This window comes from Pseudomonas sp. HMSC067G02 (genome assembly GCF_001813485.1).
Classification (GTDB): Bacteria; Pseudomonadota; Gammaproteobacteria; order Pseudomonadales; family Pseudomonadaceae; genus Pseudomonas; species Pseudomonas aeruginosa.
The window spans coordinates 231,417-252,420 of the sequence record NZ_KV812729.1; the positions used below are offsets into that span (position 1 = coordinate 231,417).

Here is a 21,004-nt window from a genome sequence, read left to right on the forward strand (position 1 = left end):
CGGCGATGTTCACCATGATGAACTACGAGCGCCTTGGCGTCGGCATCCAGGGCCTGGCCACCGGCGAGCGCTCCTACCAGAGCGCCATCGAGTATGCCCGCGAGCGTATCCAGAGCCGCGCGCCGACCGGCCCGGTAGCCAAGGACAAGGCCGCCGACCCGATCATCGTGCACCCCGACGTGCGCCGCATGCTGCTCACCATGAAGGCGCTGAACGAAGGCGGCCGCGCCTTCTCCAGCTACGTCGCGATGCAGCTGGACACCGCCAAGTACAGCGAAGACGCGGTCACCCGCAAGCGTGCGGAAGAGCTGGTGGCGCTGCTGACCCCGGTGGCCAAGGCATTCCTCACCGACATGGGACTGGAAACCACTATCCATGGCCAGCAGATCTTCGGCGGCCACGGCTTCATCCGCGAATGGGGCCAGGAGCAACTGGTGCGCGACTGTCGCATCACGCAGATCTACGAAGGCACCAACGGCATTCAGGCGCTCGACCTGGTGGGGCGCAAGGTGATCGGCAGCGGCGGCGCCTTCTCCCGTCACTTCACCGACGAGATCAAGGCCTTCGTCGCTTCCGCCGACGAGGCCCTGGGCGAGTTCAGCAAGCCGCTGGCGGCCGCCGTGGAGAATCTGGAAGAGCTGACCGCCTGGCTGCTCGACCGTGCCAAGGGCAACCCCAACGAGATCGGCGCGGCGTCGGTCGAATACCTGCATGTGTTCGGCTATACCGCCTACGCCTACATGTGGGCATTGATGGCGCGCACCGCGCTGGCCAAGCAGGGCGAGGACGACTTCTACGCCAGCAAGCTGGGTACCGCGCGCTTCTACTTCGCCCGCCTGCTGCCGCGCATCCATTCCCTGAGCGCCTCCGTGCGCGCCGGCAGCGAGTCGCTGTACCTGCTGGACGCCGAGCAGTTCTGAGGCCTGGCGCCTGAGACGGAAAGCCCCGCGATGCGGGGCTTTTTTCTAGGCGCCGGGGGCTCGGCGCGCGGGACGGGTGGGGGGATATCCGCTTGCGGCTATCCGCCATTCCCAGGGTTTTCTCGGGGCCGTGATGGGACAGGGTGATCGGCGGATAACGCCGTTGGCGTTATGCGCCCTACGGCTCCTCGCACAGGGTGGGCGGTAGGGCGAATAACCGCTTGCGGTTATCCGCCATTCCCGTGGTTTTTCTCGTGCCGTGATGGGACAGGGGTGTCGTGGCCCGTCGCGGAGGATACGGGGATATCCGTTGATGGCGTCTCGCCCGAGCCTCAGTGCGAGGTTCCCTCCGCATAGCCGATCTTGTTGCCGACGTTGTACTTGCCCGACGGCTTGTTCATCGGCAGTCGCTTCACTTCCTCCAGGCTGTGCGCGTCGTAGACCACCAGCGCGCCGTCGCGGTCCCAGACGCTGAGCAGGGCGTAGCGGCCGTCGCGGGTGAACTCGACGTGGCCGGCCACCTTGCCCGGGCTGGGGCGCAGGCGATGGGCGATTTCCAGGGTCTGCTTGTCGATCAGCAGGATCTCGTCGTGTTTCTTGCCAAGGAAGGTATCGGTCCAGGCGTAGGGCGAGTCGGCATGGCTGCGCATGAAGAAGCCGGGGCCGTCGGTGACGATTTCCTTCAACGGCTTCCAGTTTTGCAGGTCGATCACCGAGATCACCCCGCGGCTGATGTTCGGCGTAGCGAACACCCAGCGCCCGTCGCGCTTCCAGTAGATGCCCGAGCCGAGGTGCGGCATGCCCGACAGCGGGATCGAGGCGACCCGCGCGCCGCTGTCCAGCTCGATCACCTCGCCGCCCCTGGCCTGCCGCGAGCTGCCCAGCAGGTAGCGGTAGTCGGGGCTGAAGGAGAAGTCGTCGAGGTAGTCGGCCACCGCCAACCGTTTCGGCGCGACCGGCTTGCCGTTGGCATAGGGCAGCTCCCACAGCTCGTGGACGTCCTTCAGGGCGACCACGAAGCTGTGCCGCGGCGGTGCCGTGTATACCGCGCTGACCCGCGAGGCCTGGCCCTGGGCGTCGGCCGCCGGGATGACCTGCACCAGGGAAAGGTCGCGGGCATCCAGCAGCACCAGGTTGCCGGGCAGGTAGTTGCCCACCAGGACCCAGCGCCCGTCGTCGCTGACCGCCAGGTTGCGCGTGTTGAGGCCGGCGCGGACCTCGGCGACCACCTTCAGGTTGTACAGGTCGTAGAGGGTCACCCAGCCGTCGCGCGAGGCGAAGTACACCAGGCGCCCGTCCGGGGAGAACTTCGGACCTCCGTGCAGGGCGTAGCGCGAGGGGAAGCGGGCGATGGGCTCGAAGCGATCGCCGTCGAGGATGGTCACGTGGTGGTCGCCGGACTCCACCACCACGAACAGGTTCAGCGGGTCGGCCTCGAAGCGGGGCCTGGACGGCAGGGTGGCGAGGGGATGCGGCTGAACCTGGCTGGCCCGGATGTCCTCGGCGCTCCACTGCGGTTCGCGCGGCGGCGCCTGGTAGAGATAGGCGACCAGGGCGTCCGCCGCGGCGTCGTCCAATTGACCGGCAAAGCCGGCCATCTGGGTTGCCGGACGACCGTGCAGGATCACCTCGCGGGCCTGCGCCGGCTTCAGCCGCGAAAGGCTTTCCGGGAGCAGGGTCGGGCCGCTGCCGCCGAGCCGCCCGGCGCCGTGGCAGGCCTGGCAGTGCTGGCGGTAGAGCGCTTCCCCCGGCGCTTCGCCGGCCTGTGCGAGGGCGCCGAGGAGCAGGCCGAGGGCGAGGCCGATCAGGCGCATGCGACGGCCTCGCGGCTGACCGGCGAGCCGGCGCCCAGGTATGACGGATGCGCCATCGCGCGCTCGGCGAAGAGCGCCACCACCTGGCCGACGACGATCAGCGTCGGCGGCTTCAACTGGTAGCGTCGCGCCAGCGCCGGCAGCTCGGCAAGGGCGCCGCGGGTCACCTGCTGGCCCGCCTGGGTGCCCTGGCTGACCAGCGCCGCCGGGGTGTCGCTGGCGAGGCCGTGCTCGACCAGGCGCGCGGCGATCTCGGCGAGGTTGCCCAGGCCCATGTAGAACACCAGGGTCTGCTTGCCACGCGCCAGGCCGGCCCAGTCGAGGTCGAGGCGGCCGTCGTTCTGCAGGTGGCCGGTGACGAAGGTGCAAGACTGGGCGAGGTCGCGGTGGGTCAGCGGGATGCCGGCGTAGGTACTGCAACCGGAGGCGGCGGTGACGCCGGGGACCACCTGGCAGTCGACGCCGGCTTCGAGCAGGCGCTCCAGCTCCTCGGCGCCGCGACCGAAGATGAACGGGTCGCCGCCTTTCAGGCGGACCACCCGGCGTTGCTGCCGGGCCAGGCGCACCAGCAGCTCGTTGATTTCTTCCTGCGGCAGGCTGTGGTGGCCGCAGCGCTTGCCGACGTAGATGCGCTGGCAGCTTTCCGGCAGAAGGGCGATCAGCTCGCGGGCGACCAGGCGGTCGTAGACCACCACCTCGGCCTGTTGCAGCAGGGCCCAGGCGCGCAGGGTGAGCAGGCCCGGATCGCCGGGGCCGGCGCCGACCAGGGCGACGCTGCCGGCAGGGAAATCGACATCGAGGAGGGACGGCGGAATCACGGTAGTGTTCATGAGGCTTTCCTTAGACGGCGTGCAGCGCGATGCGCTCGAGGCCGATTTCCTGATCGCTGAGGTAGCAGCCGGGGTCTTCGCCCCAGAGTTCTCCGCCGGCCCAGGCGCGGGTGCGGGTGTTGCCGTTGCAGATGTCCAGCCAGCGGCATTGGCTGCAGCGCCCGACCACCGGTCGCGGGCGCTGGCGCAGTTGCAGGAGCAGCGGGTCGGGGCGCTCGAACCAGAAGTCGGCGAAGCGCTGATGGCGGATGTTGCCGACGCTGTGGTGCCACCAGTAGCTGTCCGGATGCACCTCGCCGGTGTTGTCGATGTTGGCGATGCCCTCGCCCGAGGCGTTGCCGCCCCAGTCCAGCAGCAGCTCGCAGAGACGCGCCAGTTGCTGCGGGCGGCGGCGCTTGAGCCAGTCGAGGAGAAGGATCGCGTCGGCGTCGTTGTTGCCGGTGACGAAGTCGCTGTCGCGCCCCTGCCGGATGTCCTCGTCGGCCCGTTCGAAGAGCAGCGCGAGGGCCTCGCGGGTGCGCCGGTGGTGGGCGTCGAGGGCGCGGCTGCGGCGGCCGCGGCCACTGTAGTTGAGGTGCGAGAGGTAGAACTTCTGCACGTCGAGTTCGCGCATCAGGTCGAGCAGTGCCGGTAGTTGCGCGGCGTTCTCCTCGGTCAGGGTGGTGCGCATGCCGACGCGGATATCCGCCTCGCGGCACAGGCGCATGGCCGCCAGCGCGGCGTCGAAGCTGCCCTGCTTCTGGCGGAAGCGGTCGTGGGTCTCGCGCAGGCCGTCGAGGCTGATGCCGACGTAGTCGAAGCGGGCCTCGGCGACGCGCTGGATGTTGCCTTCGTCGATCAGCGTACCGTTGCTCGACAGCGCCACGAACATCCCGGCCTGGCGCGCATGGGCGGCGATCTCGAAGAGGTCCGGGTGCATCAGCGGCTCGCCGCCGGAGAGGATCAGCACACGCACTCCGGCGGCGCGCAGGTCGTCGATGCCGCGAAGGATTTCCGCGGTCTCCAGCTCGCCACGGAAGTCGCTGTCGGCGGAGGTGGAGTAACAGTGCTTGCAGGTCAGGTTGCAGCGCCGCAGCAGGTTCCAGATCACCACCGGGGCGCGCCTGCCGCCGGCGCGGCGCGGCGTCGGCGCGTCCTCGGCGAGGCTGCGCAGGTAATGGCTGATCCTCAGCATGGACGTTCCTCCTTCTGCGCCAGGCGCAGGCCGGTCTTCTTCAGGATGCGGCTGCTCACCAGCATCTCGTCGGCGCGACAGTCCTCGCCGAGCAGCAGGCGGATCTGCTGGCGGTAGCCTTCGATCTCCGCTTCGCTGCGGCCGTGGACCATGGCGAACAGGTTGTAGCGCCACTGCGGCAGATGGCGCGGGCGCCGGTAGCAATGGCTGACGAAGGACAGCCCGCCTACCAGCCGGCCGAGGCGTTCGATGCGTTCGTCGGCGACGTCCCAGACGGTCATGCCGTTGTGCCGGTAGCCAAGGCGATAGTGGTTGGGCACCGCGGCGATGCGCCGGATCACCCCGGCGTCGCGCAGGCGCTTCAGCAGCGCCAGGGTCTCCGCCTCGCTCAGCCGCAGTTGCGCGGCGATCCACGCCCAAGGGTCGGCGACCAGCGGCAGGCCGGCCTGGGTCAGTTCGATCAGGCGGCGGGCGAGCAGGGCGTCAGAGGGGGAAATGCAGGCCGACATGGTAGGTCGCCTCCTTGGGCAGGTCGAGTACCGCCAGCCCGCTCTCGCGCTCCAGCCGTGCGAGGGTCTCGGCGACCTCCGCCGGGCTGTCGCAGGCGACCACCAGCCACATGTTCAGGGCGTGCTCGCGACGGTAGTTGTGGGCGACCTGCGGCCAGCCGGCGAGCAGCGCGGCGATCTCTTCGAAACGCGCCTCCGGCACGCTCATGGCGGCCAGGGTGAAGGCACCGCCGAGGGGCTCGATATCGAACATCGGACCGAAGCGGGTCAGGGTGCCGTCGTCGAGCAGGTCGTCGAGGCGGCGCAGGATGTCTTCCTCGCGGCAATCCAGCTCGGCGGCGAGCAGCGCGTAGGGATGCGGCTCCAGCGGCAGGCCGTGTTGCAGGCGGTTCAGCAGGCGCCGGTCGAACTCATCCATGGCGGCGCTCCAGGTCGGCCGGCGGCGCGGTGTAGCGGCCGCCGCACTGCTTGTAGGCGCGCAGGCTGAACAGCCAGCGGTGCGGTGTCTGGCGCAGGGCGTGGCGCTCCAGCAGGGCCTCGATCTGGCGTTCCACTTCGCCGCGCTCGCGGCCGTGGATCATGCAGAACAGGTTGTATGGCCACATCGGCAGGCGACGCGGGCGGCGGTAACAGAGCGAGACGATCGTTTCGTGGGCGAGGGCGCGGCCGACGGCGTCGACCTCCGCGTCGGCGACGTCCAGCACCAGCATGGCGTTGGCGGTATAGCCCAGGGCGCGGTGGTGGAGGATCACTCCGAAGCGGCGGAACAGGCCGTCTTCGTCCCAGCGGCGGACCTGTTCCAGCACTTCGTCTTCGCCGGCGCCGATGCGTTCGGCGAGCACCCGGTAGGGCCGGCTGGCCAGCGGCAGGCCCTGTTCCAGCAGGTAGCGCAGGTGTTGCCGCTGCGGCGCGGCGAGGGGTTCGACGGGGTTCATCGGCTGGCCTCCAGGGGAAACGCGAGGTCGATGCAGTAGGCTTCCTGCATCGGTAGGTCGAGGGGTTGCAGGCCGGTGTCGGCGGCGATCTCCGCCAGTACCCGGTCGAGTTGCGCGCGGTCGCCGGCGGTGAGCACGAACCACAGGTTGTAGCGGTGTTCGCGCTGGTAGTTGTGGTTGACCTCGGCGTACTGGCTGATGCGCTCGGCGACCCGTTGCAGACGCTCCTCGGGCACCGCCAGGGCAGCCAGGGTGCTGGCCCCGGCGCGTTGGTGGCGGAGCACCGGGCCGACCCGCGACAACGCGCCGTCGGCTTCCAGGCGACGCAGCCGTTCGAGCACCTCGGCTTCGCTGCAACCCAGGGTCTCGGCCATCCGCCGATAGGGTTCCGCGCAGATCGGCAGGCCTTTCTGGTAGCGGGCGAGGAGGCGGCGGGAGAGGTCGTCCATGGTGCCTCCTAGAGTCCGATGTGCTGGGCGCGGTGGCTGAAGAAGATGCCGCTCGGGCTGCGGGCCGGAAGGCTGCCGATGCGCTTCAGGCGGTACGGGTCCCAGACCTGCAACTGGTCGGCGTCGCGCACCGAGATCCAGACCTGGTCGCCGCGCCCGCTGAATTCCATGTGCAGTACGCCGGGGCCAGGGCGTAGGGTTTCGATCACTTCGTGGGTCTCGCTGTCGATGACCTGCACCTTGTCGTTGTCCGGGTAGGCGAAGTTGACCCAGATCTGCCGGTCGTCCGGTCGAGTCATGACGAACACCGGCTGGCCGGCGACGTCGATGGCGTCGGTCTGCTTCCAGTCGCGCGCGTCGAGCACCAGCACCTGGTGATGGCCGACCGCCGGGACGAAGGCCTGGTCGCTGGCGATGGTCCAGCCCTCCAGGTGCGGCATCTTGTACACCGGCAGCTTGCGTTGGCCGCGGCCGTAGTCGCCGAGTACGCGCCTGACGCCGCGCTCCGGGTGCCAGAGGTCGAGCTGGGCCATGCCGTCCTCGCCGAACAGCCCGGCCATGTAGTAGCGCCCGTCGGGGCTGATGAGGGCGTCGTAGGGTTGCTTGCCGACATCGCGGAAGCGGGTCAGGTGCGGCGTGTCGCCCTGGCTGAAGTCGGCGATCCAGATCTCGCCGCTGTCGAACAGGCTGAACACGAAACGCTGCCCCGGCGCGTCGACCAGGCCGACCACCCGGGAGTTCCTGTCCTGGCCGGGGAGGCGGGTGGCGGGAATCTCGGCGACCAGCTCCAGGGTGCGGCTGTCGAACACCTTGACCCCGCCCGGCTCGTAGTTGGATACCGCGACCAGCCGACCGTCCTGGCTGATCGCTCCGCCGATGCTGTTGCCGCCCTGGATCAGGCGCTTGTCGATGCGCTGGGCCAGCAGGTCGAGCTTGGTCAGGCCGCCGTCGCGACCGAACACGTAGGCGTAGCGCTGGTCGCGGGAGAACACCAGGGAGGCGTGGGACAGGTCGCCGAGGCCTTCGACCCGCGCCAGCGAGGTCTTCGCCGTGCCGTCGAGGATCTGCACGCTGCCGTCGGCGCGTTCGATCAGCACGCCGAGGTCGCCGCTGCCGCGCAAGGGCGGCTGCTGGCTACAGCCGGCGAGCAGGGCGAGGAAAAGCGGCGCGAGGGGACGCAGGTTCATGGGGCGATCTCTCCTTCGATCAGGCGGTCCACCAGCCAGCCGGCGTCGTCTTCGCTGAGCAGGCCGGCCCAGGGGGGCATCGGGGTTTGCGGACGGCCCATGAGCACGGTGGCGACCAGCGATTCGCGCGGCTTGCCGCGCAGGGCCTCGGGGGTCAGCGCCGGGCCGAGGCCGCCGGTCAGGCGCAGGCCGTGGCAGGAGCCGCAGTCCTGCAACAGCAGGTGACGCAACTGGGCCTGGCGACGGGCATCGGGATGCTCGTCGGCCAGGCCCGGAAGAGGACAGGCGAACGTCAGCGCGAGGGCCAGCCACAAGGCGTGGCTGGCGGCGCGCCGGAAGTCCGGAGGGGCGTTCATTTCTGCGACAGGACCCACTTCGCCAGGGTCTGCGCCTCGTCGTCGCTGACCGCGTTCGGCGGCATCGGGATCGGGCCCCAGACGCCCTGGCTGCCGTTCTTGATCCGCTGCGCGAGTTCCGCTTCGGCGCCGGCCTGGCCGGCGAACTTGGCGGCGACGTCCTTGTAGGCCGGGCCGACCATCTTGGTGTCGATGGCATGGCAGGCCACGCAGCCCTTGTTCTTGAACAGCACTTCGGGGTCTTCGGCCCAGGCGCCCTGGGCGAGCAGGGTGCCGGCGGCGAGCAGCGAAAGCAGTGCATACGGTTTCATCACGGTTCCTCGTAGGGGGGAGCGTGCGGGGCGTGCCCCGCACGCGGGTCTCAGTACACGTCGTGCTGGGTGTTGTAGACGTTGAACTTGCCGGTCGGGGTGATCAGCCGCGGGTCCTTGACCACGGCCTTGAGCTTCAGGGTCTTGTCGTCCACCACCACCAGCGCGGAGCTGTCGTTCTTGCCGTTCCACACCGAGAACCAGACTTCATCGCCGCGCTTGTTGTACTCGGGCTGCACCACCCGCTTGGCGCCTTCGCCGAGATCGGCCCATTCGGCGATCGGCAGCACCTGGTACTTGGCGTCGAGGTTCTTCAGGTCGAACACCGCGACGCTCTGGCTGATCCTGGCGTCGGGGTTGAAGGTGGTGTCGACGTAGAGGTGCGAGGACTTCGGATGGGTCTTGATGAACAGCGAGCCGCCGCCCTGGCCCTGTAGCTCGGCGACTTTCTTCCAGGCGTACTGCGGATGGTTCTTCGGATCGGTGCCGATCAGCGAGATGCTGCCGTCGCCCAGGTGGCTGGTGCTCCACACCGGGCCGTACTTGGGATGCACGAAGTTGGCGCCACGCCCCGGGTGCGGGGTCTTGCCGACGTCGACCAGGGCCGACAGGCGACGGTCCTTGGAGTCGATCACGGCAACCTTGTTGGAGTTGTTGGCGGCGGTCATGAAGTAGCGGTGGCTGCTGTCCCAGCCGCCGTCGTGGAGGAACGGCGCCGCACCGATGCTGGTGACGGTGAGGTTGTCGATGTCCTTGTAGTTGACCAGCAGGACCTTGCCGGTCTCCTTCACGTTGACGATGAACTCGGGGTGCTCGTGGGAGGCGATGATCGCCGCCACGCGCGGTTCCGGGTGGTAGGTCTGGGTGTCTACGGTCATGCCGCGGGTGGAGACGATCTGCTTCGGCTCCAGGGTCTCGCCGTCCATGATCGCGAACTGCGGCGGCCAGTAGGCGCCGGCGATGGTGTAGCGGTCCTCGTAGCCCTTGAACTTGGAGCTTTCCACCGAGCGCGCCTCGATGCCGATCTTGATCTCGGCGACCTTGGTCGGCTCCTTGGCCCACAGGTCGATCATGTCGATCCGCGCGTCGCGGCCGATCACCAGCAGGTAGCGGCCGGAAGCGGACATCCGCGAGATATGCACGGCATAGCCGGTATCGATGACCTTGACGATCTTCTTGCTGTCGCCGTCGACCAGGGCGATCTGCCCGGCGTCGCGCAGGGTCACCGAGAACAGGTTGGGCAGGTCGAGGTCGTTGAGCTGTTTCTTCGGCCGGTCCTCCGGCTTCACCAGCACCTTCCACGATTCGCGCATCTCCGGCATGCCCCACTCCGGCGGTTGCGGCGGGGTGTGCTGGATGTACTTGGCCATCAGGGTGATCTGTTCCTTGCTCAGCTCGCCGGAGCTGCCCCAGTTCGGCATGCCCAGCGGGGTGCCGTAGGTGATCAGCGCTTCCAGGTATTGCTGGCCGCGTTGCTGGGTGATGTCCGGGGTCAGCGGCTTGCCGGTGGCGCCCTTGCGCAGGACGCCGTGGCAACCGGCGCAGCGTTGGAAGTAGATCTGCTTGGCCTCGTTGAACTCGCTTTCACTCATGTCGGGGGCACCGTTGGTGCGCACCACGTGAGCGGGATCGACGGCGGAAGCGGCACCCTGGTATTGCTCGGCGGCTTTCATGTCGTCCTTGGCGTGAGCGGTGGCCAGGCCCAGCAGCGTCAGCGAGGCGAGCAAGGTGCCCACCAGTGGCTTGCCAAATGGCATGGTCTATCTCCTCAGGAGCCCTGCGAGGCGCTCCCTTAGCAGTGTTTTGGGGGTGGCTGCGTCGGGAACTCCCGGGAATTCATGGCGCGAAAGGATCATAGAAAGCAGGGTCTTTACCCTTGCTTGACCGGAATCAAGATTGCGTTGCTTTGCGCTTGTGGCACCTTCCAACTGTGAATAGCGTGCGGTCCTAATCCCTAGCGCAGGAGTAGGACATGCGGGACGCGACACCCTTCTACGAGGCCACCGGCCATGAGATCGAAGTCTTCGAGCGCGCCTGGCGGCACGGCCTGCCGGTATTGCTCAAGGGCCCCACCGGTTGCGGCAAGACCCGCTTCGTCCAGTACATGGCGCGGCGCCTGGAACTGCCGCTGTACAGCGTCGCCTGCCACGACGACCTGGGCGCCGCCGACCTGCTCGGCCGCCATCTGATCGGCGCCGACGGCACCTGGTGGCAGGACGGCCCGCTGACCCGCGCGGTGCGCGAAGGCGGTATCTGCTACCTGGACGAAGTGGTGGAGGCGCGCCAGGACACCACGGTCGCCATCCACCCGCTGGCCGACGACCGCCGCGAGCTGTACCTGGAGCGCACCGGCGAGACGTTGCAGGCGCCGCCTTCGTTCATGCTGGTGGTGTCCTACAACCCCGGCTACCAGAACCTGCTCAAGGGCCTGAAGCCCAGCACCCGGCAGCGTTTCGTCGCGTTGCGCTTCGACTACCCGGCGGCGCAGCAGGAGGCACGCATCCTGGTCGGCGAGAGCGGTTGTGCCGAGGCCCTGGCGCAGCGCCTGGTGCAGTTGGGCCAGGCGCTGCGGCGGCTGGAGCAGCACGACCTGGAGGAAGTCGCCTCGACCCGCCTGCTGATCTTCGCCGCGCGCCTCATCGGCGACGGCATGGACCCGCGCGAGGCGTGCCGGGTGGCGCTGGCCGAACCGCTCTCGGACGACCCGGCGACGGTGGCGGCGCTGATGGACATCGTCGATCTCCATGTCGCCTGATACCGTCGAGCGGCGCCTGCCCGGCGACCTCGCGATGTGGTTCTTCATCCTCGCCGAACTCAGCGTGTTCAGCCTGCTGCTGCTGGCGTTCGCCGGCGCCCAGGCCTGGCAGCCGGAGCTGTTCCGTGCCGGCCGGGAGCAACTGGATAGCCGCTGGGGCCTGTTGCTGACCGTGGCCCTGCTCAGCTCCGGCTGGCTCGCCGCGCTGGCGGTGCATGCGGTGCGCCGCGGACGGCCGCGCCAGGCGAGCGGCTGGTTGCTGGCGGCGCTGCTGCTGGCGCTGGTCTACGTCGGCCTGAAGCTGCACGAGTACGGGCGGCTCGCCGATCTCGGCCTGGACATCGAGCACGACACTTTCTTCACCCTCTACTGGTGCCTGACCGGCTTCCATTTCCTCCACGTCCTGCTCGGCCTGCTGATCCTCGGCTGGCTGGCGCAGGCCTGCTGGCGCCGGTGTTATACGCCGCAGGCTTGCTCGGGACTGGAGTCGGGAGTGCTCTACTGGCACATGGTCGACCTGGTCTGGGTGCTGCTGTTCCCGCTGGTCTACGTCCTGCAATGAGGTGCCGATGCGAACCCTGACCCTCTGCTGGCTGGCGTTGCTGGCGCTGGCCGTGGCCGGCGTGCTGCTGGGCGGCGCCGGCGACTCTCCCTGGCTGCTGGCGGTGGTGCTGGCCTGCGCGGTGGCCAAGGGCTGGCTGATCGGCGAGCGCTTCATGGAGCTGGCCCATGCCCCGGCGCTATGGCGCCGCCTGCTGCTGGCCTGGCCGCTGCTGATGGCCCTGGCGGTGGGCGCTGCGCTGTACCTGGCGCGGATGAATAACTGAGTAAATCGTTCGGGAATCTTGATTGCCATCAAGCGGGTTCGCCGCCGCCGCTTCCTAGAATCGCCGCACCACCCATTCCAGGAGGCCGCATGTCCGAGACCTTTACCAAAGGCATGGCCAGGAACATCTATTTCGGCGGGAGTGTGTTCTTCATCCTGCTGTTCCTGGCCCTGACCTACCACACCGAGAAGACCCTGCCCGAGCGCACCAACGAGGCCGCGATGAGCGCCGCGGTGGTGCGCGGCAAGCTGGTCTGGGAACAGAACAACTGCGTCGGCTGCCACACCCTGCTCGGCGAGGGTGCCTACTTCGCGCCGGAGCTGGGCAACGTGGTCGGACGCCGTGGCGGCGAGGAGGGCTTCAACACCTTCCTCCAGGCCTGGATGAAGATCCAGCCACTGAACGTGCCGGGCCGCCGCGCCATGCCGCAGTTCCATCTCAGCGAAGGGCAGGTCGACGACCTGGCCGAGTTCCTCAAGTGGAGCTCGAAGATCGATACCAACCAATGGCCGCCGAACAAGGAGGGTTGATGATGTCGCCCAATGGCTCCCTGAAATTCGCCTCGCAGGCGGTCGCCAAACCCTACTTCGTGTTCGCCCTGATCCTCTTCGTCGGGCAGATCCTGTTCGGCCTGATCATGGGCCTGCAGTACGTGGTCGGCGATTTCCTGTTCCCGGCGATCCCCTTCAACGTCGCGCGCATGGTGCACACCAACCTGCTGATCGTCTGGCTGCTGTTCGGCTTCATGGGCGCTGCCTACTACCTGGTGCCGGAGGAGAGCGACTGCGAGCTGTACAGCCCGAAGCTGGCCTGGATCCTGTTCTGGGTATTCGCCGCTGCCGGCGTGCTGACCATCCTCGGCTACCTGCTGGTACCCTACGCCGGCCTGGCCAGGCTCACCGGCAACGAACTGTGGCCGACCATGGGCCGCGAGTTCCTCGAACAGCCGACCATCAGCAAGGCGGGCATCGTGATCGTCGCCCTGGGCTTCCTGTTCAACGTCGGCATGACCGTGCTGCGCGGGCGCAAGACCGCCATCAGCATGGTCCTGATGACCGGCCTGATCGGCCTCGCCCTGCTGTTCCTGTTCTCCTTCTACAACCCGGAAAACCTCACCCGCGACAAGTTCTACTGGTGGTGGGTGGTGCACCTGTGGGTGGAAGGCGTGTGGGAACTGATCATGGGTGCGATCCTCGCCTTCGTGCTGGTGAAGATCACCGGGGTCGACCGCGAGGTGATCGAGAAGTGGCTCTACGTGATCATCGCCATGGCGCTGATCAGCGGCATCATCGGCACCGGCCACCACTACTTCTGGATCGGCGTGCCCGGCTACTGGCTGTGGCTCGGCTCGGTATTCTCGGCGCTGGAGCCGCTGCCGTTCTTCGCCATGGTGCTGTTCGCCTTCAACACCATCAACCGCCGCCGCCGCGACTATCCGAACCGCGCGGTCGCACTGTGGGCCATGGGCACCACGGTGATGGCCTTCCTCGGCGCGGGAGTGTGGGGCTTCATGCATACCCTGGCGCCGGTCAACTACTACACCCACGGCACCCAGCTCACCGCCGCCCACGGCCACATGGCCTTCTATGGCGCCTACGCGATGATCGTGATGACCATCATCTCCTACGCCATGCCGCGCTTGCGCGGGATCGGCGAGGCGATGGACAACCGCTCGCAGGTCCTGGAGATGTGGGGCTTCTGGCTGATGACCGTGGCGATGGTGTTCATCACCCTGTTCCTCTCCGCGGCCGGGGTGCTGCAGGTCTGGCTGCAACGGATGCCGGCGGACGGCGCGGCGATGACCTTCATGGCCACCCAGGACCAGCTGGCGATCTTCTACTGGCTGCGCGAAGGCGCCGGGGTGGTGTTCCTCATCGGCCTGGTCGCCTACCTGCTGAGCTTCCGGCGCGGCAAGGCGGCCGCCTGAGATGGCCTTCGCCGTCGAGCTGGAGGAATGGGTCGGCGCCCACTGGCACCGCTTCATCACCCGCCATGCCAGCGGCGAGTTCGAGGCGGCGCGGGTGACCCTGGAGAGCATGCGGCGTCCGCTCGGCATGCTCTTCCGGGCGCTCGGCGGCGCACCGGGGGTAGCCCTCGAGGCGACCCCGGCGCGCCGCCTGCTGCTACGCCGCACCTGGTTGCAGCGGGTCGCCGGGACCTGCGAGCAGGCCCCGGTGTCCTGGTTCAACGGCGACAGCCTGCGCCTGCCGGAATCCCTCGCGGTCTATCCGCAGGCCGAGCTGAACCGTGAACTGTATCGCTGGCTGGCGCTGCTGGCGGCCAGCGCCGGGCCGCTGCGGCACTGGGCCCAGGACAACCAGCGCTGGGCGCGGCAGTTGCTCGACGCCTATCCGGCGCTGCGCCCGCGCTACGCCCGGCTGGTCGCCGCGCATCTGCGCCAGCGCCCGTCGCTGGACGATTGCCCGGCGGCAGACGCCGAACTGGAAATCGCCCTGCGCCGCGCGCTTGCCAAACCGGGCAGCGTCGAGCGCTTCCCGCGAGTCGAGCGGGCGCCCTGGCCGGTGCCGCTGTGGCTGTATCCCGGCGAGCGCTGGACGCCTTCCGCCAGCGCGGAGGACGGCGAGGAAGCGGCCGCCGGCGCCGGCAAGCGCCAGGTCGCCCGCAGCGGAGCGCGCAAGCGCGCCGAGCGTGTCGAGGAACGCGACAGCGAACGCAACCTGCTGCTGTTCCGCCTGGAAAGCCTGCTCAGTTGGTCGGAGCACCTGGCCCTGGACCGCTGTAGCGACGACGAGGACGACCCGGACGGCGCGCGCGTCGCCGAAGACCTCGACTACCTGTCGCTGTCGCGCCAGCGCACGCAGAAGGGCGGCGGCCTGCGCCTGGATCTCGACCTGCCGGCCGCCGACTACGATGACCTGCCGCTCGGCCCCGGGCTGAAGCTGCCCGAGTGGGACTATCGGCAGCAGCGCCTGCTGAGCGACCACGTGCTGCTGCAACCGATGCGGCCGCGCGGCGCGACCAGCGCCAGCCTGCCGGCGCACCTGGAGAAGACCGCGCTGCATCTGCGCCGCCAGTTCGCCTGCCTGCGCGACGGCCGCCAACGCCTGCGCCAGCAGCCGCAAGGCGACGAGATCGACCTCGATGCCTGGCTCGACTTCCAGGTCGAGCGGCGGCGCGGCGGTTCCACCCAGCCAGGCCTGTTCCTCGAACAGCGGCCGCGCCGGCGCGACCTCGCCTGCCTGTTGCTGGCGGACCTGTCGATGTCCACCGAAGCCTACCTCGACGACCAGCGGCGAGTGATCGACAGCATCGTCGACAGCCTGCTGCTGTTCGGCGAGGCGTTGCAGGCACTGGGCGACCCCTTCGCGCTGTACGGGTTTTCCTCGGTGCGCCGGCAGCAGGTGCGCTGGCAGGTGCTGAAGGACTTCGACGAAGGCTACGGCGGCGAGGTCCGCGGTCGCGTGCTGGCGCTCTCGCCGGGCTACTACACGCGGATGGGCGCGGCGATCCGCCGGGCCAGCCAGGTGCTCGGCGGGCAGCCGCAGAAGCGTCGCCTGCTGTTGCTGTTGAGCGACGGCAAGCCCAACGACCTGGACCGCTACGAGGGCCGCTACGGCATCGAGGACACCCGCCAGGCGGTGATCGAGGCGCGCAGCCAGGGACTGGTGCCCTTCTGCATCACCATCGACAAGGAGGCGGCGGACTACCTGCCCTACCTGTTCGGCGCCGACGGCTTCGCGCTGGTCGAGCGCGCCGGGCAGTTGCCTGAGCGCCTGCTCCAGCTCTATCGGCGCCTGCGCCGCTGAGAGGCCTCAGGGAACATCGCGCGGCAGCCAGAGCATCATGCCCAGGCAGAACAGCGCCAGCCCGACGCAGAACCAGGCGAAGCGCCGCTGCCGGCGACCCTGGAGTTGGCGCTGGGAAGCGCTGGGCAGCGGCATGCCGCACTGTTCGCAGGCGCTTTCCGCGCCCTCGGTTTCATGGAGGCAATACAGGCATTGGCGCATGGGCGTTCTCGCGGGCTCGACCCCGCCAGCTTGCCGGCGGACGGGCCGTGGCGCGCTTGACCGCGATCAAGCGGCGGCGCTGTTCACTCGAAGCACTCCAGGCGTTCGCGATCGAGGATGCTGATTTCGCGGCCGTCGAGGCGGATGATGCCCTCGTCGCCGAGGCGGTGCATGATCCGCGAGAAGGTTTCCGGCTGGATCGACAGGTGACCGGCCACCAGTTGCTTGGCCACCGGGATTTCCACCCGGCAGTTCTCCCCCGGCGCGTGGGCGGCGAGGGTCAGCAGGTAGCGCACCACGCGGTGGGTGGCGTTCTTCAGGGAAAGCGTCTCGATCTCGTCGATGCGCTGGTGCAGGCGGGTGCTGAGCTTGGCCAGCAGGGCCAGGGCCAACGGGGTGTTGTCCTGCAACTGGCGCAGGTAGGCCTTGTTGGAGAAACGGAACAGCTGGCTGGGCACCACGGCCTGGGCGGTGGCCACGTAGTTCGGGGTGTCCATGAACATCATCGCCTCGGCGAAGGTGTTGCGTTCGTTGGTCACTTCGAGAATCTTCTCCTGGCCTTCCGGGGTCAGCCGGTAGATCTTCACGCAGCCGGAAATCAGGTAGTAGAAGGCGTGCGCCGGCTCGCCCTGGCGGAACACGTAGGCGCCCTTGTCGAGGTTGACCAGGTCGCTGCTGGCGAGCAGTTCCTGGAGCTGGACGGGAGAAAGCGGTTCGAACAGGTGGTGGCTTTGCAGCAACTGCTGGTGGACGCGCTGGAATTCCATGCTGGGAAGGCTCGCGATGATGAGGGGACTGGCCACTGTAGCGGGCCCGGCGCAGATCATCTTGACGCACGGCAAGCTCCCGGCGGCTGGGTGTTGCCGTCGGTCCGGCGAGCGGAACTATTACAGCGTGTAAGCCAAGGCTTACAAACGGCGGTGGTTTTGGCTGCTTTCTCCCCCTCGCAGAGATGCGTAATCTTCAAACCGTCAGGACATTGCGCAGGAAGCGCCAAAGACAATACGGAAACTCAGGGAATCCACCATGGATGGTGGCGTAGCACGGATGTCAGGATAGAGGTCTGCAAAACCCCGCCCAAAAGGCGGGGTTTTTTATTGCCCGAGGAAAACCGCGTCGCTCAGACCACGCCTTCCAGCAGCGAGCGCAGCAGCTCGACGCTGGCGTGCTGGCGTTGCGCGTCGCGGTAGACCAGGCCGACCTTCAGCGGGATGCGCGGTTCGCTGAGCGGTTTCCACAGCAGCCGCTGGTTCGAGTGCATCTGCCGTGCCTTGCCCGGTAGAACGGTGGCGAAGCGGGTCTGCGGCAGGCTGTCGAGAATCCCGCTCATGTGGTTCAGTTCCGCCTGCACCCGCGGCCGCCGGCCGATCGCGGCGAGTTGCTCCTGCCAGATCTGGCGCGCGCGGAACTCTTCGCCGAGCAGCAGCATCGGCAACTCCGCGGCCTGGGCCAGGGACACCTTTCTGAACTCCTTCAACGGGTGTTCCTCGGGGATCACCAACTGCAATTCGTCCTCGTACAGCTCGACGCTGTGCAAGCCCGGCTGGCGCGGCGGCAGGAAGCCGATGCCGATATCCAGGTTGCCGGTGAGCAGGCGCCGCTCGATGTCGATTCCCGACAGTTCGTAGATCTGCACCCGCAGATGCGGCTGCGCGGCGTGCAGGCGTTCGACCATGTACGGCACCAGGCTGGCGTTGACCGTCTGCAGCACGCCGATCGCCAGGCTGCGCGGGGTCTGCCCGCGGAATACGCGCATCGCCTCGCGGGCCCTTTCCAATCCCTCCAGCAGCGGTACCGCATGGTTGTACAGGGTGTGGGCGGCGACGGTCGGCAGCAGGCGCTTGCCGCTGCGCTGGAACAGCGAGACGTCGAGGTTCTGCTCCAACTGGCGGATCTGCTGCGAGAGGGCCGGTTGCGACAGGGCCAGGCGTTCGGCGGCGCGGCCGACGTGGCCTTCTTCGTAGAGCGCGACGAAATAGCGGAGTTGGCGAAAATCCATAAGCTGTTCTTATCGATGAAACTGGAAAATCGAAATGGAGTGGGTCCCGCGTGAGGCACTAGTCTAGCTGCATTGGCGGTACATCGGGTGGTCGCGGAGCAATGGAGCAGATAGTCGTAAACGGCGTTTTCATAGGTAAAGTCGAAGAAACCTGGGGCGGATTGGTCAGCGCGATCGACAAGCTGCCGGTCGAGCAGGAGTTCTGGCTGGGCCACGATGGCCTGCCCGGCGACGAACAGGCCGACATCCGCCACCACGGCGGCCTCGAGCGCGCTCTTCATCACTATCCCGCCGAGCACTACCGCTACTGGCGCAAGCGCCACCCGCTGAACCGCTGGCAACTGCCGGCGTTCGGCGAGAACATCTCGACCTACGGCATCACCGAAGCCGAGGTCTGCATCGGCGACCAGTTCCATTGGGGCGATGCCCTGCTGGAAGTCAGCCAGCCGCGTTCGCCCTGCTATCGCCAGGGCCAGCGCTGGAATCTTCCCGAGCTGCCCGACGAATTGCAGAGCGGCGGCCGCTGCGGCTGGTTCTATCGGGTCCTGCGCAGCGGCATGGTGACTCCCGGGGACGAGCTGAAGCTGGTCCAGCGGCATTACCCCGAACTGACCGTCGCCCGCCTGTTGCAGTGGTATTTCGGCGATCCCCTGGAGCCTCTCGGGTTGCGCCAGATGATGGCCTGCGACGCGCTCTCCCAGCGTTGGCGCAAGACAGCGGCGAAACGCCTGTCCAGCGGCGTGGTGGAAGACTGGGGGCCGCGCCTGCACGGGCCGTCGGATTACCGGGAGCATGCCTCTTGAGCGACTACCTGATCACCCTGAGCCAGTCCGGCCGGCTGTTGGCCAGCATGACGGTGAGCGCCGCGCGCTTTGCCGAGGTGCGCGAGCTGATGCGCCAGCGCTTCCCCGCCGGCGACGGCTTCGAACTGCGCTTCGAAACGCGCCGGGAAAAGCGTCGGCTGCTGGAGCAGGGGCCACAGGGCGTGCGCCTGCTGGCGGTGGAGTACATGACCGAGGAACTGAAAGATGGCTGATGCGCTGGATAGCCTGCGCCTGATGCGCACCCAGGAACGGCCCGCGCAGGTGTTCGTCCGTGGCCAGGGCTCGTGGCTGTGGGACAGCGACGGACGCGCCTTCCTCGACTTCACCCAGGGCCTGGCGGTGAACTGCCTTGGCCACAGTCCCAGCGTGCTGGTCCAGGCCCTGGCCCGGCAGGCGCGGGAGCTGGTCAGCGCCGGCCCCGGCCTGCTCAACCGGCCGGTGCTGGCATTGGCGCAGCGCCTGTGCCTGGCGACCGGCAGCGACCAGGCCTACTTCCTCACCAGCGGCGCCGAGGCCAACGAAGCGGCCATCGCCCTGGCGCGCAAGTGGGGCCGCCTGCATCGCGGCGGCGCGCAACGGATCGTCAGCACCGTCAACAGCATCCATGGACGCACCCCGGGCACCCTGACGGCTTGTGGCAAGCCGGCGCAGCATGGCCTGGAGGGCTTCGCCAGGGTGCCGTTCAACGACCTCGACGCCATGGCCGCGGCCATCGACGAAGAGACGGTGGCGGTGATGCTGGAGCCGGTGCAGGGCGATGCCGGGGTGATCCCGGCGACCCTCGACTACCTGCGTGGCATCGAGCGGCTGTGCCGGCAGCGTGGCGTCCTGTTGATCCTCGACGAGGTGCAGACCGGCATCGGCCGCTGCGGCGCGCTGCTGGCGGAGGAACTGTACGGGGTACGCGCCGACATCGTTACCCTTGGCAAAGGCCTCGGCGCCGGGGTGCCGCTGTCGGCGCTGCTGGCGCGTGGCAACGCCTGCTGCTTCGAACCGGGCGACCAGCTTGGCACCCACCACGGCAACGCGTTGATGACCGCTGCCGGGCTGGCGGTACTGAATACCGTGCTGGAGCCGGGTTTCCTGGAGCAGGTGCGCGAGCAGGGCACTCACCTGCGCGATGGCCTGGCCCGTGTCGCGCGTCGCTATGGGCATGGTCCGCTGCGCGGCCAGGGACTGTTCTGGGGGCTGCCGCTGATCGGCCAGCGCGCGCCGGCGGTGGTTCGCGCGGCGTTCGGCGAAGGCCTGCTGATCAACGCGCCGCAGCCGCATTGCCTGCGTTTTTCCCCGGCGCTGACGGTGAGCCGGGCCAACGTCGACGAAATGCTGCGGCGACTGGAACGGGCCCTGGCCCGGGTCGCCAACCGACACGAGGAGGTGGCCTGATGCGCGCCCTGGTATTGCAACACGTTCCCTTCGAAGGCAGCGCGCGGATCGGCGACTGGATCGGCCGCCACTGCGAGCACGAGCACGTCTGCTACCTCTACGCCGACGCCCACCTGCCTGCGCTGGACAGCTTCGACCTGCTGGTGGTGATGGGCGGGCCGATGAGCGTCCACGACGAAGCGCAATATCCCTGGCTGGTGGCGGAGAAGCGTTTGATCCGCGCGGCGCTGGATGCCGGCAAGAAGGTCCTTGGCATCTGCCTCGGCGCGCAGCTGCTGGCCCAGGCGCTGGGGGCTGCGGTACGCCCGGGACGCCAGGCGGAGATCGGCTGGTGGCCGCTGCACAGGTACAGCCAGGCGCTGGGCTCGCCGCTGGGCGAGCGCCTGCCGGAACGGCTGATGGCGTTCCACTGGCACGGCGAGACCTTCGACCTGCCAGCCGGCAGCGTGCCGCTCTATGGTTCGGCTGCCTGCGCCAACCAGGGCTTCATCTGGAACGAGCAGGCTATCGGCCTGCAATGTCACCTGGAAAGCACCGCGGAGAGCATCGAGGCGCTGCTCGATGCCTGCCCGCAGGACCTGCAACGGGAAGGGGCGGTGCAGAGCGCCGGGAGGATCCGCCAGGGTGTCGCGCATTGCCGCGAGGTGGCGCCGGTGCTGTTCCTGTTGCTCGATTACCTGGCGCATCGGCCGGCGGAGATCGCACGCCGGGCCTGATCGCCAGAAAGATTCCTCTGTCCTCGCATGCGCCTCCGGACGTC

Annotated in this window: 25 protein-coding genes; 11 read left to right on the forward strand and 14 right to left on the reverse strand. The window is 68.2% G+C overall.

What is annotated here, in order from left to right; translation table 11 throughout:
* The coding region (locus tag HMPREF2914_RS29910; protein WP_048765244.1) for an acyl-CoA dehydrogenase C-terminal domain-containing protein at positions 1 to 920 on the forward strand (920 nt) is incomplete at its 5' end.
* A gap of 332 nt (positions 921 to 1,252) precedes the next feature.
* Here the strand turns inward: HMPREF2914_RS29910 and nirN are convergent.
* From nirN to nirS, 11 genes are read right to left on the reverse strand one after another with little or no spacing between them, the layout of a single operon-like run.
* The gene (gene nirN / locus HMPREF2914_RS29915; RefSeq protein WP_003113244.1) at positions 1,253 to 2,734 is read right to left on the reverse strand and encodes a dihydro-heme d1 dehydrogenase; all 1,482 of its coding nucleotides are present in this window, start codon (positions 2,732 to 2,734) and stop codon (positions 1,253 to 1,255) included.
* Complete coding sequence (gene cobA / locus HMPREF2914_RS29920; protein ID WP_003113243.1) at positions 2,725 to 3,564, reverse strand: uroporphyrinogen-III C-methyltransferase; 840 nt, start codon at positions 3,562 to 3,564, stop codon at positions 2,725 to 2,727. Before cobA ends, nirN begins: the two co-directional genes overlap by 10 nt.
* A 10-nt stretch (positions 3,565 to 3,574) precedes the next feature.
* Positions 3,575 to 4,738 carry a heme d1 biosynthesis radical SAM protein NirJ gene (gene nirJ, locus HMPREF2914_RS29925; protein ID WP_003106109.1) on the reverse strand — a complete coding sequence of 388 codons (1,164 nt, stop codon included), beginning with the start codon at positions 4,736 to 4,738 and terminating at the stop codon, positions 3,575 to 3,577.
* Positions 4,732 to 5,247, reverse strand: a complete 516-nt coding sequence (locus HMPREF2914_RS29930; protein WP_003084858.1) for a siroheme decarboxylase subunit beta — start codon at positions 5,245 to 5,247, stop codon at positions 4,732 to 4,734. The genes nirJ and HMPREF2914_RS29930 overlap by 7 nt, the downstream gene beginning before the upstream one ends.
* A complete protein-coding gene (locus HMPREF2914_RS29935; protein WP_023092340.1) occupies positions 5,222 to 5,665 on the reverse strand; it encodes an Lrp/AsnC family transcriptional regulator in 444 nt (147 codons plus the stop codon). The genes HMPREF2914_RS29930 and HMPREF2914_RS29935 overlap by 26 nt, the downstream gene beginning before the upstream one ends.
* Entirely contained in the window at positions 5,658 to 6,182 is a 525-nt protein-coding gene (locus HMPREF2914_RS29940) for a siroheme decarboxylase subunit beta (protein ID WP_003111534.1), read from the reverse strand. Before HMPREF2914_RS29940 ends, HMPREF2914_RS29935 begins: the two co-directional genes overlap by 8 nt.
* Positions 6,179 to 6,631 (reverse strand): AsnC family transcriptional regulator, encoded by a 453-nt coding sequence (locus tag HMPREF2914_RS29945; protein ID WP_003084864.1) that lies wholly within the window; start codon positions 6,629 to 6,631, stop codon positions 6,179 to 6,181. Before HMPREF2914_RS29945 ends, HMPREF2914_RS29940 begins: the two co-directional genes overlap by 4 nt.
* Before the next feature lie 8 nt (positions 6,632 to 6,639).
* Positions 6,640 to 7,818 (reverse strand): heme d1 biosynthesis protein NirF, encoded by a 1,179-nt coding sequence (nirF, locus tag HMPREF2914_RS29950; RefSeq protein ID WP_023092341.1) that lies wholly within the window; start codon positions 7,816 to 7,818, stop codon positions 6,640 to 6,642.
* On the reverse strand, positions 7,815 to 8,174 hold the full coding sequence (gene nirC, locus HMPREF2914_RS29955) for a cytochrome c55X (protein WP_003084870.1): 360 nt from the start codon (positions 8,172 to 8,174) through the stop codon (positions 7,815 to 7,817). The genes nirF and nirC overlap by 4 nt, the downstream gene beginning before the upstream one ends.
* Positions 8,171 to 8,485, reverse strand: coding sequence for a cytochrome C-551 (gene nirM, locus HMPREF2914_RS29960; protein ID WP_003129143.1), 315 nt, complete (start codon positions 8,483 to 8,485; stop codon positions 8,171 to 8,173). The genes nirC and nirM overlap by 4 nt, the downstream gene beginning before the upstream one ends.
* A 50-nt stretch (positions 8,486 to 8,535) precedes the next feature.
* Positions 8,536 to 10,242 (reverse strand): nitrite reductase, encoded by a 1,707-nt coding sequence (gene nirS / locus HMPREF2914_RS29965; protein WP_003111532.1) that lies wholly within the window; start codon positions 10,240 to 10,242, stop codon positions 8,536 to 8,538.
* Between the two features lie 215 nt (positions 10,243 to 10,457).
* Between nirS and nirQ the strand changes: the two genes are divergently transcribed.
* The 6 genes from nirQ to HMPREF2914_RS29995 all read left to right on the forward strand — a co-directional run bounded on the left by nirQ (position 10,458) and on the right by HMPREF2914_RS29995 (position 15,834).
* Positions 10,458 to 11,240: a transcriptional regulator NirQ gene (gene nirQ / locus HMPREF2914_RS29970; RefSeq protein WP_003084875.1), complete on the forward strand. Its 783-nt coding sequence runs from the start codon at positions 10,458 to 10,460 to the stop codon at positions 11,238 to 11,240.
* 34 nt (positions 11,241 to 11,274) lie between these two features.
* Positions 11,275 to 11,802 carry a cytochrome c oxidase subunit 3 gene (locus HMPREF2914_RS29975; protein WP_003118864.1) on the forward strand — a complete coding sequence of 176 codons (528 nt, stop codon included), beginning with the start codon at positions 11,275 to 11,277 and terminating at the stop codon, positions 11,800 to 11,802.
* Between the two features lie 7 nt (positions 11,803 to 11,809).
* On the forward strand, positions 11,810 to 12,067 hold the full coding sequence (locus HMPREF2914_RS29980; protein WP_023092342.1) for a cytochrome C oxidase subunit IV family protein: 258 nt from the start codon (positions 11,810 to 11,812) through the stop codon (positions 12,065 to 12,067).
* An 89-nt stretch (positions 12,068 to 12,156) separates the two neighbouring features.
* Positions 12,157 to 12,597, forward strand: a complete 441-nt coding sequence (gene norC, locus HMPREF2914_RS29985) for a nitric oxide reductase subunit NorC (RefSeq protein WP_003084881.1) — start codon at positions 12,157 to 12,159, stop codon at positions 12,595 to 12,597.
* Positions 12,597 to 13,994 (forward strand): nitric-oxide reductase subunit NorB, encoded by a 1,398-nt coding sequence (gene norB, locus HMPREF2914_RS29990; RefSeq protein ID WP_003084883.1) that lies wholly within the window; start codon positions 12,597 to 12,599, stop codon positions 13,992 to 13,994. Before norC ends, norB begins: the two co-directional genes overlap by 1 nt.
* Before the next feature lies 1 nt (position 13,995).
* Positions 13,996 to 15,834 (forward strand): nitric oxide reductase activation protein NorD, encoded by a 1,839-nt coding sequence (locus HMPREF2914_RS29995; RefSeq protein WP_023092343.1) that lies wholly within the window; start codon positions 13,996 to 13,998, stop codon positions 15,832 to 15,834.
* Between the two features lie 6 nt (positions 15,835 to 15,840).
* Here HMPREF2914_RS29995 and HMPREF2914_RS30000 read toward each other — a convergent pair whose 3' ends face one another.
* The 3 genes from HMPREF2914_RS30000 to HMPREF2914_RS30010 form a co-directional block, all read right to left on the reverse strand.
* Positions 15,841 to 16,035 (reverse strand): hypothetical protein, encoded by a 195-nt coding sequence (locus HMPREF2914_RS30000; RefSeq protein ID WP_003084889.1) that lies wholly within the window; start codon positions 16,033 to 16,035, stop codon positions 15,841 to 15,843.
* Positions 16,036 to 16,118: 83 nt separating this feature from the next.
* Entirely contained in the window at positions 16,119 to 16,802 is a 684-nt protein-coding gene (gene dnr / locus HMPREF2914_RS30005) for a transcriptional regulator Dnr (RefSeq protein ID WP_003084891.1), read from the reverse strand.
* Positions 16,803 to 17,155: 353 nt separating this feature from the next.
* Entirely contained in the window at positions 17,156 to 18,034 is an 879-nt protein-coding gene (locus HMPREF2914_RS30010) for a LysR family transcriptional regulator (RefSeq protein WP_003084893.1), read from the reverse strand.
* Between the two features lie 101 nt (positions 18,035 to 18,135).
* Between HMPREF2914_RS30010 and HMPREF2914_RS30015 the strand changes: the two genes are divergently transcribed.
* Genes HMPREF2914_RS30015 through HMPREF2914_RS30030 form a run of 4 tightly spaced genes read left to right on the forward strand, consistent with a single transcriptional unit; the run spans position 18,136 to position 20,960 of the window.
* The gene (locus tag HMPREF2914_RS30015) at positions 18,136 to 18,837 is read left to right on the forward strand and encodes an MOSC domain-containing protein (protein WP_009315131.1); all 702 of its coding nucleotides are present in this window, start codon (positions 18,136 to 18,138) and stop codon (positions 18,835 to 18,837) included.
* Positions 18,834 to 19,070: a hypothetical protein gene (locus HMPREF2914_RS30020; RefSeq protein ID WP_003113233.1), complete on the forward strand. Its 237-nt coding sequence runs from the start codon at positions 18,834 to 18,836 to the stop codon at positions 19,068 to 19,070. Before HMPREF2914_RS30015 ends, HMPREF2914_RS30020 begins: the two co-directional genes overlap by 4 nt.
* On the forward strand, positions 19,063 to 20,244 hold the full coding sequence (locus HMPREF2914_RS30025) for an aspartate aminotransferase family protein (protein WP_003084899.1): 1,182 nt from the start codon (positions 19,063 to 19,065) through the stop codon (positions 20,242 to 20,244). Before HMPREF2914_RS30020 ends, HMPREF2914_RS30025 begins: the two co-directional genes overlap by 8 nt.
* On the forward strand, positions 20,244 to 20,960 hold the full coding sequence (locus HMPREF2914_RS30030) for a type 1 glutamine amidotransferase (RefSeq protein WP_003084901.1): 717 nt from the start codon (positions 20,244 to 20,246) through the stop codon (positions 20,958 to 20,960). Before HMPREF2914_RS30025 ends, HMPREF2914_RS30030 begins: the two co-directional genes overlap by 1 nt.
* Positions 20,961 to 21,004: the final 44 nt, after the last annotated feature.

Coding starts and splice junctions, on each gene's coding strand:
- nirN (WP_003113244.1), bottom strand. CDS start 2,734: ATGCGCCTGATCGGCCTCGCCCTCGGCCTGCTCCTCGGCGCCCTCGCA.
- cobA (WP_003113243.1), bottom strand. CDS start 3,564: ATGAACACTACCGTGATTCCGCCGTCCCTCCTCGATGTCGATTTCCCT.
- nirJ (WP_003106109.1), bottom strand. CDS start 4,738: ATGCTGAGGATCAGCCATTACCTGCGCAGCCTCGCCGAGGACGCGCCG.
- HMPREF2914_RS29930 (WP_003084858.1), bottom strand. CDS start 5,247: ATGTCGGCCTGCATTTCCCCCTCTGACGCCCTGCTCGCCCGCCGCCTG.
- HMPREF2914_RS29935 (WP_023092340.1), bottom strand. CDS start 5,665: ATGGATGAGTTCGACCGGCGCCTGCTGAACCGCCTGCAACACGGCCTG.
- HMPREF2914_RS29940 (WP_003111534.1), bottom strand. CDS start 6,182: ATGAACCCCGTCGAACCCCTCGCCGCGCCGCAGCGGCAACACCTGCGC.
- HMPREF2914_RS29945 (WP_003084864.1), bottom strand. CDS start 6,631: ATGGACGACCTCTCCCGCCGCCTCCTCGCCCGCTACCAGAAAGGCCTG.
- nirF (WP_023092341.1), bottom strand. CDS start 7,818: ATGAACCTGCGTCCCCTCGCGCCGCTTTTCCTCGCCCTGCTCGCCGGC.
- nirC (WP_003084870.1), bottom strand. CDS start 8,174: ATGAACGCCCCTCCGGACTTCCGGCGCGCCGCCAGCCACGCCTTGTGG.
- nirM (WP_003129143.1), bottom strand. CDS start 8,485: ATGAAACCGTATGCACTGCTTTCGCTGCTCGCCGCCGGCACCCTGCTC.
- nirS (WP_003111532.1), bottom strand. CDS start 10,242: ATGCCATTTGGCAAGCCACTGGTGGGCACCTTGCTCGCCTCGCTGACG.
- nirQ (WP_003084875.1), top strand. CDS start 10,458: ATGCGGGACGCGACACCCTTCTACGAGGCCACCGGCCATGAGATCGAA.
- HMPREF2914_RS29975 (WP_003118864.1), top strand. CDS start 11,275: ATGTGGTTCTTCATCCTCGCCGAACTCAGCGTGTTCAGCCTGCTGCTG.
- HMPREF2914_RS29980 (WP_023092342.1), top strand. CDS start 11,810: ATGCGAACCCTGACCCTCTGCTGGCTGGCGTTGCTGGCGCTGGCCGTG.
- norC (WP_003084881.1), top strand. CDS start 12,157: ATGTCCGAGACCTTTACCAAAGGCATGGCCAGGAACATCTATTTCGGC.
- norB (WP_003084883.1), top strand. CDS start 12,597: ATGATGTCGCCCAATGGCTCCCTGAAATTCGCCTCGCAGGCGGTCGCC.
- HMPREF2914_RS29995 (WP_023092343.1), top strand. CDS start 13,996: ATGGCCTTCGCCGTCGAGCTGGAGGAATGGGTCGGCGCCCACTGGCAC.
- HMPREF2914_RS30000 (WP_003084889.1), bottom strand. CDS start 16,035: ATGCGCCAATGCCTGTATTGCCTCCATGAAACCGAGGGCGCGGAAAGC.
- dnr (WP_003084891.1), bottom strand. CDS start 16,802: ATGGAATTCCAGCGCGTCCACCAGCAGTTGCTGCAAAGCCACCACCTG.
- HMPREF2914_RS30010 (WP_003084893.1), bottom strand. CDS start 18,034: ATGGATTTTCGCCAACTCCGCTATTTCGTCGCGCTCTACGAAGAAGGC.
- HMPREF2914_RS30015 (WP_009315131.1), top strand. CDS start 18,136: ATGGAGCAGATAGTCGTAAACGGCGTTTTCATAGGTAAAGTCGAAGAA.
- HMPREF2914_RS30025 (WP_003084899.1), top strand. CDS start 19,063: ATGGCTGATGCGCTGGATAGCCTGCGCCTGATGCGCACCCAGGAACGG.
- HMPREF2914_RS30030 (WP_003084901.1), top strand. CDS start 20,244: ATGCGCGCCCTGGTATTGCAACACGTTCCCTTCGAAGGCAGCGCGCGG.